Here is a 12,943-nt window from a genome sequence, read left to right as displayed (position 1 = left end):
CAGAGCGCACGGTGTGCCCGCGACTAGCCTGGAGGGGTGTCGACCCGCATCTACATCACGTCAGCAGAAGGACACACGGGCAAGAGCACGGTCGCGCTCGGTGTCCTCGAGACCCTCGCACGCTCCGTCGGACGCGTCGGCGTGTTCCGACCGGTCGCACGGTCGGTGGCCGAGCCGGACTACGTGCTCGAGCTCCTGCTGCAGCACAGCGCGGTGGGGCTCTCCTACGACGAGGCCGTCGGCGTGACCTACGACGACGTGCACGCCGACCCGGATGCCGCCCTCGGCACGATCCTGAACCGGTTCGCCCAGGTCGAGCGGCAGTGCGACGCCGTCGTGGTGCTCGGGTCCGACTACACCGACGTCGGCAGCCCGACCGAGCTGTCGTTCAACGCCAAGGTCGCGGCGAACCTCGGCGCGCCCGTGCTGCTCGTGCTCGGCGGTCGGGACTCCTCGGAGCGTGGCGTCCGCACGCCCGAGGCGATGGCGCAGGTCGCGGACGTCACCACGAGCGAACTCCGGGCAGCGCACGCCCAGCTGCTCGGCGTCGTCGTGAACCGTGCGGACCCGGACGCCCTGGCCGCGATCGTCCGGAGCGTGGAGCACGCCGTGCGCGACGACCACCCGGACACCCCCGTGTGGGCCATCCCGGAGGACCGGGTGCTCGTGGCGCCGACGGTGCGCGCCCTGCTCGAGGCGACGGGCGCCACGCTCGTCCGCGGTGACGAGGCGCTGCTCGACCGGGAGGCCCTCGGCACGGTGGTCGCCGGCATGAGCATGGAGAACGTGCTGCCGCGGCTCATCGAGGGCGGGATCGTCGTCGTGCCGGGGGACCGCAGTGACGTGCTCCTCGCGACCGTGCTCGCGAACCAGTCCGAGACCTTCCCGAGCCTGGCGGGCGTGATCCTCAACGGCGGGTTCGAGACCTCGCCGCAGATCACCCGGCTGCTCGAGGGCCTGTCGAGCTCGCTGCCGATCGCCCGGAACGACCTCGGCACGTACGACACCGCGCTCCGCATCACCCACACCCGGGGGCGCCTCGCCGCGGACTCACCCCGCAAGGCCGACCTGGCACTGGCGCTCTTCGAGCAGCACGTCGACGCCGACGCACTGCGCGACCGCCTGCAGCTCACCCCGTCCGGGGTCGTCACGCCGCTCATGTTCGAGCACGGGCTGCTCGACCGCGCGCGTGGGTACGGCAAGCGGATCGTGCTGCCCGAGGGCGACGACGACCGCATCCTGCACGCGGCGTCGACGCTGCTCGCGCGACAGGTGTGCGAGCTCACGATCCTCGGCGAGCCGACGTCGATCCGGGCACGCGCCACCGAGCTCGGCCTCGACCTCGACGGTGCGCAGCTCGTCAGCCCGTTCGACCCCGAGCTGCGCGAGCGCTTCGCCGAGGAGTACACGCGGCTCCGAGCGCACAAGGGCATGTCGATGGAGCTCGCGCGCGACACCGTCACCGACGTGTCCTACTTCGGCACGCTCATGGTGCAGCTCGGACTCGCCGACGGCATGGTGTCCGGGGCGAAGCACACCACCGCGCACACCATCCGACCGTCCTTCGAGATCATCAAGACCCGGCCGGACACCTCGATCGTCTCGAGCGTGTTCCTCATGGCGCTCGCCGACCGCGTGCTCGTCTACGGTGACTGCGCGGTCATCCCCGACCCGAGCAGCGAGCAGCTCGCCGACATCGCGATCTCGTCGGCGGAGACGGCCACGCAGTTCGGCATCGACCCGCGCGTCGCGATGCTGAGCTACTCGACCGGCGACAGCGGCACCGGTGCGGACGTCGACAAGGTGCGTGCCGGGACGGCCTTCGTCCGGGAGCGCCGCCCGGACCTGCTCGTCGAGGGACCCATCCAGTACGACGCCGCCGCCGATCCGACGGTCGCCCGCACGAAGATGCCGGACTCGCCCGTGGCGGGCCGGGCGACGGTGTTCATCTTCCCCGACCTCAACACCGGCAACAACACGTACAAGGCCGTGCAGCGCTCGGCTGGTGCGGTCGCGATCGGACCCGTCCTCCAGGGCCTGCGCAAGCCGATCAACGACCTGTCCCGCGGTGCGCTCGTCAGCGACATCGTGAACACGGTCGCCATCACGGCCATCCAGGCCGGCACCGCGACCGACGCGGCCTGACCGACCATCGCCGACCGCGACCAGCCCACCCGCCCGCACCGCGCCTCCAGACCGTCCCGAGAAAGGCACCCCACCGTGACCGCAGCCCTCGTCGTCAACTCCGGATCGAGTTCGTTCAAGTACCAGCTCATCGAACTCGAGGGCGAGCGCACGCTCGCCTCCGGGCTCGTCGAGCGCATCGGGGAGTCGTCGGGGGCGTGGAAGCACACCAACGCGCTGACGGGGGAGTCGTCGTCGAACGACGCGGCGTCCGTGCCCGACCACGCGGCCGGCTTCCAGGCGATGATCGACGCCTTCGCCAAGGTCGGGCCGCCGTTCGACGAGCACCCGCCGGCGGTCGTCGGACACCGCGTCGTGCACGGGGGGACCACCTTCGACGCGGCCACCGTCGTCACCGACGAGGTCGAGCAGCAGATCGAGGACCTGAACAGCCTCGCGCCGCTGCACAACCCCGCGAACCTCGAGGGCATCCGCGCGGCGAAGCAGGTGTTCTCGGACGTGCCGCACGTGGCCGTCTTCGACACTGCGTTCCACCAGACCATGCCGCCGCACGCCTACACGTACGCGATCCCGGCCGACCTCGCCGAGCGGTACCGGATCCGCCGGTACGGCATGCACGGGACGAGCCACAAGTACGTGTCCGAGCAGACCGCGGAGTTCCTCGGCCGACCGCTGTCCGAGCTGAAGACGATCGTGCTGCACCTCGGCAACGGGGCGTCGGTCGCGGCGATCGACGGCGGGCGGTCGATCGAGACGTCGATGGGGCTCACGCCGCTCGAGGGCCTCGTGATGGGCACACGCTCCGGCGACCTCGACCCGGCGGTGCTCATCCACCTGCACCGCGAGGCCGGCATGTCCTTCGACGACCTCGACACGATGCTCAACAAGCAGTCCGGTCTGCTCGGCCTCACGGGCAACGGCGACATGCGCGACGTGCAGGACGCGGCGCTCGGTGGCGACGACGAGGCCGAGGCGGCGCTCGCCGTGTACCGGCACCGGATCCGCCGCTACGTCGGGGCCTACACGGCGCAGCTCGGCGGGCTGGACGCCGTCGTGTTCACCGCCGGGGTGGGGGAGAACAACGCGCTGCTGCGGCGGCGCGTGCTCGCCGGGCTCGAGCACCTGGGCATCGAGGTCGACGCCGACCGGAACGAGCTGCACTCGAAGGAGGCCCGGCTGATCTCGACCGACGCGTCGCGGGTCGCGGTGCTCGTCGTGCCGACGAACGAGGAGCTCGAGATCGCCCGGCAGTCGGCAGCGGTCGCGCTGTAGGGCCGTCGGGCCGGTGGCGCGGCGCCTGGTGCTGCGTGGCGCGGTGCCTGGGCGTGCGCCTGGTGCTGCGCCGTCGCCGAGACGCTGCCAGCTCGTCGAGACGCCGCCAGCTCGCCGAGACGCCGCCACTTCGTCGAGACGCCGCCACTTCCGACGGCGTCTCGCTCGGTGGACGGCGTCTCGCGCTGACGCCGGCGTCTCGCGCTGACGCCAGCGTCCCGCCCGCGTCAGCTCAGGGCGTGCAGGGCGGCCGGGATCGGGGTGTTGCCGCTCGTCACCTCGAACTGCACCCCGACGGCGGTGTCGTCGAGCAGTGCGTGCAGGACGAGGGCGGCGACGTCCGCACGGGGGATCGACCCGCGGGGGACCGTCCGGCCGACGTGCACCGTGCCCTGCGGCGGGGTGTCGAGCAGTGCTCCCGGCCGGATGATCGTCCAGGCCAGGTTCCGCATCCGGATGTTCGCATCGGCCTCCGACTTCGCGCGGAGGTACACCTGGAAGACGTCCGCCTCCGTCCGGGCAGGGACCACGGCACGCTCGCGGTCGTAGGCGTCGGCACCCATCGCCGACACCATCACGTACCGCTGGATCCCGATCCGCTCCGCCGCGTCCGCCAGGGTGATCGCCGCGTCGCGGTCGACGGACTCCTTGCGGTCGGCGCCGCTGTTCGGTCCGGCACCCGCGGCGAAGACGACGGCGTCGACGCCACGGAGGCGCAGCGCCAGCTCGTCGTCGTCCACCTGCTCCAGGTCGACGACCAGGGCGGTCGCGCCCTGCTGCTCGACATCGGTCACGTGGGCCGGGTTGCGGATGATCGCGACGGCGTCGTGGCCCGCGTCGGTGATCAGGCGGGCGAGGAGCAGTGCGATCTGGCCGTGTCCTCCGGCGATGGCGATCTTCATGTGTCCGATACTGCCCGGAGCATCCGGTAGACTTCCGGAGGCTCCTCACGTGACGCCATCCAGGCCAACTCCCCCAGGGCGGAAACGCAGCAAGGGTAACCGGGCTCTGGCGGGTGCGTGAGGAGTCTTCTTCGTTCCGGGGCGAGGACGCAGCCGGAGCGACCGGGGCTGTGTCGTCCTGTGCGTGCGGAGTCTTCTTCGTTCCGGGGCGAGGACGCAGCCGGAGCGACCGGGGCTGTGTCGTCCTGTGCGTGCGGAGTCTTCTTCGTTCCGGGGCTGTGTCGTCCTGTGCATGGGAAGTCTTCGCCGTTCTCCGGCAGATCCGCGATGGTTCCGGTACGCCGAGCGGACTCGCCGACGAAATCTCGTGCAACCTCGTGCGCGGTTCCTGTTCATGTGTAAAGATCACCCCCAGGAACCCCCAACCAGGGTTCCGACCCTCTCCCGTCTCACCAGCGGGGGAGTCCGAGGATCAGGTGGCAGGCGAGCCTGCCAGGAAACGGGACACGCATGCGCAGGCACGTGTCGCTCCGGGGTACCCCTGTGCCCGCAGGAGCGGTCAACTGGACACGATGGATCACCGGCGACGGGAACCGGGCTCGACGACGAGCTCCCGATGACCGGAGCCTCCTCCTGCGCGGCGGTGTCGTCGCCACGGTGACGGCATTGCTCGCCGCCACCGTGGCGATCCAACCGGCTGCAGCGGCGCAGACGGACGTCGCCGAGGCCGAGGGCTTCCTGCTCAGCGGTGCCGGCATCGTCGACGTCGACGCGCTCGCCCAGCTCCGCGGTGCCTACTCCGCGAGCAGCGCGAGCACGGTCGGCGGGACGACGAACCAGCCGCTCGACCTCACCGCGCTGAACAGCTTGGGCGTCCGACTGTCGAACAACGTCGACCTGCTCGGCGCGAACGGCATCCTGACGCTCGGTGTCGACGGGCAGTTCGCGACGACCTCGCAGACGGGCGCCCGCGGTTCCTCCGGCCTCGTCGGCAACGACGGGGCGATCGGCGTCGGGAGCGGCACCGGGGCCGGTGCGTCGACGCTGAACCTGAACCCGCTGCTGACCCGGGTCCGCGCGGACTCGACCGTGCTGTCGAACGCGCAGCTGCAGGTGGGCGCGCTCGCCTCGACGATCAGCGCCACACGTGGTGCGACGGTGAGCACCGCGAGCGACTACCGCATCGCCGGCGCGAACCTGCAGCTCACCAGCCCCGCGGTGTCCCGACTCGCGACGACCCTGCGGGCGAACGTCGCGCCGCTGTCCGCCTCGGTGAACACCGCGCTGAGCGGAGCGGTGACGACCGACGCGGTCACGGGGGCGTTGGGATCGCTGCTCTCGCCGCTGGTGTCCGTTCGGAACACGAGCGTCCAGACGACCGCGAACCTCGATCTCGGGCCGACCATCGACGGGGTCCTCGCGCAGCCGATCACGGACGGTGCGGTGACCATCACCCCGTCGACCGGTTCGATCACCGTCGACCTCGACACGTTGACGCGGCTCAACGACCAGCCGGCGAACACCCCCGTGCTCACCGATGCTGCGGTCGCCGCGATCAACAGCAGCATCACGAACATCCTCGGGACACAGCTCCCTGCCACCCTGAGCACCGCCGTCACGAACGCGGTCGACGCCGCACGGGTGCGCGTCCAGGTCAGTGCCACGCTCAGCGCGGCCGGGGCGGTCAACCTGCCGATCAACGTGACCGTCGACTCGACCATCGGTGCGCTCGCCGTGTCGGGCGCGGCCACGCCGCAGGTCTCCGTGTCGACGGGAACGATCCTCGGGATCAACGTCGCCCCCGTGCTCGGGACGCTCGTCAGCGGCACCGTCGTCCCGGCCCTCCAGACCGCGGTGCGGCCGCTGGCGAACTCCGCCGCCCTCACCCAGCTCAGCACCACGCTCACCACCACCACGACCGCGGTCGCGACGGCGCTCTCGCCCGTCGTGCTCCTCCTCCGTCAGGTGGTCGACCTGACGGTGAACGCGCAGGACGACCCCCGCTTCCGCGACCCTCGCGGGTACGACCCAGGGGCGCAGAGCGTGACCGCCCTGCGCCTCACGGTGCTGCCGGGACTGAACGCCGCGACGGTCGACCTCGCCACCTCCACGGTGCGCGCCACGGCGTTCCTGGCCCCGACGATCACCGCACCCACGGCAGGGCAGCAGTTCAGCGTCCCGACCGACACCTCCACCCGCTCGGTGACGGTGCGCGGGACCGGTGAACCCGGTGCCGGCATCGCGCTCGCCGCGGGCGGTGGCCTGACCGCCCCCGCGACGGTCGCCCCCGACGGCACCTGGACCGCCACACTCGCGGACGTCCCGGTCGGGGACCGGACCGTCACCGCGACGCAGACGGTCGGCGGCGCCGCCGCGGGCACCGCGACGCAGGCCTTCTCGGTCGTCGCGCAGCGTCCGCTGGTCATCGACACGCCCACTGCCGGGCAGCAGTTCACCACGACCGGGACCACGACCCCGGTGACCCTCACCGGCACGTCCACCGCGAACGCGCGGATCGACGTGACGATCGGCGACGACGTCACGGCGAGCGGCACGGCGGACGGCAACGGCGTCTGGAGCGTCCCCGTCGACGCGGTCCCGGTCGGGCTGCAGACGGCCAGCGTGACGCAGACCGTCGGCGACACCACCTCGGCCGCGGTGACGCGGGACTTCGAGGTCGTCGCCGCTCGGACGCTGACCATAGAGACTCCGGCCCCCGATGCGGTCCTGCCGCTCGTCGGGGACACCCGCGCCGTCGTGCTCACCGGTGCTGCCGAGGGCGGTGCCCGCGTCGACGTGACGCTCGGCGACGGTCTGACCGCCACCACCACGGCGAACACGAACGGCACCTGGACCGCCACGGTCGAGGACGTCCCCGCGGGCGACTACACGGCCACGGCGACCCAGACCGTCGACGGCACGACGAGCGCTCCGGTGACCCGTGACTTCTCGGTCACCGCCGTTCCCGGCATCACCATCGAGGAGCCGACCGACGGAGCCGTCCTGACGGTCGCCGACGCCACGTCGACCACCCCGGTCACGGTGACCGGCACCGCTGCGCCGAACGCGTCCGTCGCGGTCGACCTCGGCGGCTCCTTCACGGCGATCACCGAGGCGGACGACGACGGCGACTGGACCGCCACCTTCCCGGGGGTCCCGGTCGGTGAGCGCACGATCACCGCGACGCAGACGGTCGCCGGCACCACCTCGGCGCCCGTCACCTCGGCCTTCGAGATCGCCGTCGGTGCCCCGCTGACGATCGCGACCCCTGCGGACGGCGCCACCGTGCCCGTCCTCGACGCCGACTCGACCGCCGACCTCGACGTCACCGGGACCGCCGAGCCCCGGGCCCGGGTGTCGGTGTCGCTCGGCGGCGGCCTCACGGCCACGACGACGGCCGACGGAGACGGTGACTGGAGGACGACGGTCGAGGACGTGCCCGTCGGTCGGCACACCCTGACCGCGACGCAGACCGTGAACGGCACGACGTCGCCGGCCCAGCAGCGGATCGTCTCGGTCGTCCCCGCGGCAGCGCTGCAGGTGACCGCACCGGTGCAGGGCGCGACGACCGTGGTCGCGAACGACGACGACACGGTCGACGTCGACGTGACCGGGACGGCGCAGCCCGGTGCCGAGATCGACGTCGTGCTCGACGAGCGAGCACCCGTCACGACGACGGTGGACGACGACGGCACCTGGTCGGTGGCCCTGCCGGACGTCGGGACCGGCGGTCACACCGTGACGGTCACCCAGACCGTCGGTGGACAGACCTCGCCGGCGATCGAGCGGGACATCTCGATCGAGGTCGGCGACGACCTCGAGATCACCGCTCCCACCGAGGGGCAGGAGATCCCCGCCACGAGCACCGGCGACGCGTCGGTCGTGGTCCGCGGGACCGCGGAGCCGGGTGCGACCGTCTCCGTCAGCATCGACGGGGCAGCACCCGTCGCCGTCGTGACCGGCCCCGCGGGCAACTGGGTCCTCGACCCGGTGCAGCTCGGGACCGGCCAGCACACCGTCGAGGCCGTGCAGACCGTGAACGGCACGACCGGTCCCACCGAGACGCGGGACTTCACCGTCGTCCCGGGCACCGCCGTCACCATCGACAGCCCGGCCGCCGGCTCGCGCTTCGTCGTGGTCGACGGGGACGCCACCGCCACGGTGACGATCAGCGGTGTCGCCGAACCCGGCGCAGCCGTGACGGTGACGGTCGGTGACCTCGAGCTCTCGACCACCGCAGCCGACGACGACGGCACCTGGTCGGTCGACGCAGCCGGGCTCGCCCCCGGTGACTACACGATCGACGCGGCACAGTCGCTGAACGGCGCGAGCACGGACGCCCTGCCCGTGGGCTTCCTGGTCGACGCTGCGGCGCCCCTCACCATCACGGCTCCAGGCACGGCGGCGATGACGGTCGCCGGCGACGACGTGACCCGTGACGTGACGGTCACCGGCACCGGGCAGCCCGGCGCGACGATCGTCGCGACGATCGACGGCGAGGAGCCCGGAGCGACGACCACGGTCGCCGCCGACGGGAGCTGGTCCGTCACCTTCGAGGACGTCGGCGTCGGGACGCACCCGGTGTCGGTCACGCAGACGCTGCCCGGCGGGGTCTCCAGCCCGGCGACGTCCGACCCCGTGACCCGCGACGTCACGCTCGTCGCCGCGGACGACGTGCTCATCACGTCTCCCGAGGACGGCGCGGTCCTGCTCGTCCCGGACGAGGACACCACACGCGACGTGACGGTGTCCGGCACGGCAGAGCCGAACGCACCGGTGACGGTCCGTGTCGGCGACGCCGAGGCCGCCACGACCGCGGACGACGACGGCGACTGGACGGTCACCGTCGGCGGCGTCGGCGTGGGCGAGCAGACGGTCACGGCGACGCAGACGGTCGGCGGCACCACCGCCTCCAGTGCGGAGCAGACGCTCACGGTGCGCGCAGGCCGACCGCTCGCGCTCACCAGCCCCGACGACGGTGACGTCATCACGGTCGCCGACGCGACCGGTACGGCCGACGTCGTGGCGGCCGGTACGGCCGAGCCGGGCGCTCCGGTGACCGTCACGCTCTCCACCGGGGAACAGGCGACCGTCGAGGCGGACGACGACGGACGGTGGACCCACACGTTCACCGACGTGCCGACCGGTGACCACACCGTCCGGGCGACGCAGGTCGTCGGCGGGATCACCTCGGCACCCGTCAGCGCCGGAGTGTCGGTGCGCGCCGGGGCGCCGCTGACCGTCACCACGCCGGCCGGCGCCACGGCCGTCACGGTCGCGGACGACGACGCCACCACCGACGTGGACTTCGCCGGCACCGGCGCGCCGGGGGCGACGGTCACCGTCGACCTCGGTGACGGCGGCACCGCCGAGACGGTCGTCGGCGACGACGGCACCTGGGCGACCACCGTCGAGGACGTCCCGGTGGGGTCCTGGACGGCGGCGGTCACGCAGTCGGTGAACGGCACCACGAGCGCCCCCGTCACGCGACCGGTCTCGGTCGTCGCCGCGGCGGAGCTCGTCGTCCGGCAGCCGGAGGACACCGTCACCGTCGCGGACGTCGCCGCCACGACGACCGTCACGGTCGCCGGTGACGCCGAGCCCGGCGCCACCGTGACGGTGACCGTCGACGACCGAGACCCGGTCGACGTGACGGTGGGCGACGACGGCACGTGGAGCGTCGACGTCGACGACGTCGCGGTCGGTGAGCACGTCGTGTCGGCGACGCAGACCGTCGCCGGCTCGACCTCGACCACGCCGGTCGAGCGTCCCTTCGAGGTCGTCGCGGCAGCGCCGGTCGTCATCACCGCCCCCGCGGACGGGGACGAGGTGCGGGTCGCCGACGAGGACGCCACGACGACGGTCACGGTGCGCGGCACCGCGGAGCCCGGCGCCACCGTGGTGCTCGACCTCGGCGGCGGGCGTGATGCCACGACCGAGGCCGACGAGGACGGCGACTGGGCGGTCGACGTCCCCGGTGTCCCCGCGGGCACCACGACCGTCAGCGTCACCCAGCAGGTCGGCGGCACCACGTCGCAGCCGGTCACGGTCGCCATCGAGGTCGTGGTCGCGGCACCGCTGACGATCGCCACCCCGGCCGACGGGTCCACCGTCACGGTCGCACAGGACGACTCCCTCGCGACGATCGTCGCGAACGGGGCGGCCGAGCCCGGTGCCGAGGTCCGCGTGACCCTGGACGACGGCGACGAGCAGACCGTGACGGCGACCGACGCCGGCACCTGGAGCGTCCGGTTCGACGGCGTCGCGACGGGTGAGCACACCGTCCGGGCGACGCAGACGGTCGACGGGTCCACATCGGGTCCGGTCGTCAACACGTTCACGGTCGAGGCCGGTGCGCCCCTGACGGTCAGCACGCCGACCGACGACCAGGTCGTCACGGTGCCGGCGTCCGACCCGACGGTCGACCTGCCCGTGGCGGGCACCGGCGAGCCCGGTGGCACGGTCACCGTGGTGGTCGACGACGGCGACCCGATCGAGGTGCCCGTCCGTGACGACGGCACCTGGGACACGGTCGTACCGGGCGTCGGTCCCGGCGACCACACGGTGACCGTCGGCCAGGAGGTCGGTGGCACCACCTCCGACCCCGTCGTGGTGGACGTGACCGTGGACGTCGCCGACGAGGACGCCGTCGTCATCACGACGCCGGCGGCCGGCAGCACCGTCCGGATCGTCGGTGACACCACGCCGGTCCGGGTCGTGGGCACGGCAGCGCCCGGCGCAACGGTGTCGGTCACGATCGACGACGGCACCGCCGTCGCGACCACGGCCGACGACGAGGGCGACTGGACGGTCACCGTGCCGGACGTCGCGCTCGGCGGCCACACCGCCTCCGCCACGCAGACCGTGGGCGGCCGGACCACTGCAGCACCCGACGTCGCCTTCACCGTCGCCGCCGTGGCCCCGCTGCAGGTGACCGCCCCCGTGGACGGCCAGGTGTTCCCGACGGACCAGGACACGGTCTCCGTGCCGGTCAGCGGGACCGCCGAGCCGGGCGCCACCGTGACGGTCGACATCGACGGCACCACGGTGTCGACGACGGCCGGTGCCGACGGCTCCTGGACGGTGACCGTGCCGGACGTCCCGGTCGGCGACCACACCGTGTCGGCGACGCAGACGGTCGGCGGGGCCACCTCGGCCCCGGTGACCAGCGGCATCAGCGTGGTCGCCGCGCAGGAGGACGACGTCGTCATCACGGACCCGACCCCGGGTCGCCTCTTCGAGGCCCCCGGGCTCGACAGCACGACCACCGTGCCCGTCTCCGGGACTGCCGCAGCCGACGCCGCGGTCGAGGTCCGGCTCTCGACCGGGCAGGTCCGGACGACGACGGCCGGCGGCGACGGTCGCTGGAGCGTCACCTTCGAGGAGGTCCCGGCCGGTGACTGGACGCTGCAGGCGACGCAGACCGTGGACGGGGGCACCTCCGACTCGCAGGTCGTGCCGATCGTCGTCCGGGTCGCGGACCCCCTGACGGTCACCTCGCCCCTGCCCGGGGCCCGGCAGACGGCCGGTGCCGACGGCACCGCCACCTGGCAGGTCACCGGGACGGCGGACCCGGGTGCGACCGTCACGGTCCGCAGCGACGCGGGAGACCCCGTCGTGACGACTGCGGCTGCCGACGGCTCCTGGTCGGTGTCCGTGGAGCTCGGGGTCGGCTCGCACACCTTCACGGTGACCCAGACCGTCGAGGGTGCCACGTCCGCCGCCCAGACCGTGCCCGTGGTGGTGGTCGCCGCCCAGCCGGGTGAGCCGGGGCAGCCGGGTGAGCCGGGGCAGCCCGGTGAGCCCGGTGAGCCCGGGCAGCCGGGGGAGCCTGGGGAGCCGGGGCAGCCCGGTGAGCCTGGAGAGCCGGGGCAGCCCGGTGAGCCTGGAGAGCCGGGTCAGCCTGGTCAGCCTGGTCAGCCTGGTCAGCCTGGTGAGCCTGGAGAGCCTGGGGAGCCGGGTCAGCCCGGTGAGCCGGGTGAGCCTGGGCAGCCCGGTGAACCTGGTGAGCCCGGAGAGCCTGGAGAGCCTGGTCAGCCTGGTCAGCCTGGTCAGCCTGGTGAGCCTGGTGAGCCCGGTGAGCCCGGTGAGCCCGGTGAGCCTGGTCAGCCTGGTCAGCCCGGGGAGCCCGGTGAGCCCGGGGAGCCTGGTCAGCCTGGTCAGCCCGGGGAGCCTGGAGAGCCTGGTCAGCCTGGTCAGCCCGGGGAGCCTGGAGAGCCGGGTCAGCCCGGTGAACCGGGCCAGCCGGGCCTGCCGGGTGGCTCCGGGAACGGAGCCGGCACCGGTACCGGAGTGATCGGTACCGGCAACGGATCGGGTCTCGCTGCCGGCAACGGATCGGGTCTCGCTGCCGGCAACGGTTCCCTCGGCAACGGATCCGGCAACGGCAACGGCAACGGCAACGGCAACGGCACCGGCACCGGCACCGGCACCGGCACGGGATCCGGATCCGGCAACGGTTCCGGTCGCGACCTCGCCTTCACCGGCGCGGACGTCGCCCCGCTCGCGGGTGCCGCCGGCGGCCTGGTGGTCCTCGGGTTCCTGCTGCTCGGTCTCTCCCGACTGGCACGCCGCATCCGCCGCGGGCGCGCCTGACCGTACGCCCACACCGACCGCACCGCGCC

4 protein-coding genes and 1 other RNA gene are annotated in these 12,943 nt (G+C 73.0%); 4 read left to right on the top strand and 1 reads right to left on the bottom strand.

Annotated elements, in window-relative coordinates:
* Nucleotides 1-36 precede the first annotated feature (36 nt).
* The gene (gene pta, locus NI26_RS10810; protein WP_066655183.1) at nucleotides 37-2,145 is read left to right on the top strand and encodes a phosphate acetyltransferase; all 2,109 of its coding nucleotides are present in this window, start codon (nucleotides 37-39) and stop codon (nucleotides 2,143-2,145) included.
* Between the two features lie 75 nt (nucleotides 2,146-2,220).
* The gene (locus NI26_RS10805; protein ID WP_066655182.1) at nucleotides 2,221-3,417 is read left to right on the top strand and encodes an acetate/propionate family kinase; all 1,197 of its coding nucleotides are present in this window, start codon (nucleotides 2,221-2,223) and stop codon (nucleotides 3,415-3,417) included.
* A 227-nt stretch (nucleotides 3,418-3,644) separates the two neighbouring features.
* Here NI26_RS10805 and NI26_RS10800 read toward each other — a convergent pair whose 3' ends face one another.
* A complete protein-coding gene (locus NI26_RS10800) occupies nucleotides 3,645-4,319 on the bottom strand; it encodes an SDR family oxidoreductase (RefSeq protein ID WP_066655180.1) in 675 nt (224 codons plus the stop codon).
* A 36-nt stretch (nucleotides 4,320-4,355) separates the two neighbouring features.
* On the opposite strand from NI26_RS10800, the gene ffs reads away from it, so the two are divergent.
* Nucleotides 4,356-4,452: signal recognition particle sRNA small type (gene ffs, locus NI26_RS10795), an RNA gene on the top strand.
* A gap of 533 nt (nucleotides 4,453-4,985) precedes the next feature.
* Entirely contained in the window at nucleotides 4,986-12,914 is a 7,929-nt protein-coding gene (locus NI26_RS10790; protein WP_066655179.1) for a choice-of-anchor G family protein, read from the top strand.
* Nucleotides 12,915-12,943 lie beyond the last annotated feature (29 nt).

Origin of the sequence: Curtobacterium sp. MR_MD2014, from assembly GCF_000772085.1 — a bacterium.
GTDB lineage: Bacteria > Actinomycetota > Actinomycetes > Actinomycetales > Microbacteriaceae > Curtobacterium.
The sequence above is the reverse complement of the archived record's forward strand: the minus strand, read 5'-3'. Positions and strand labels throughout refer to the sequence as shown.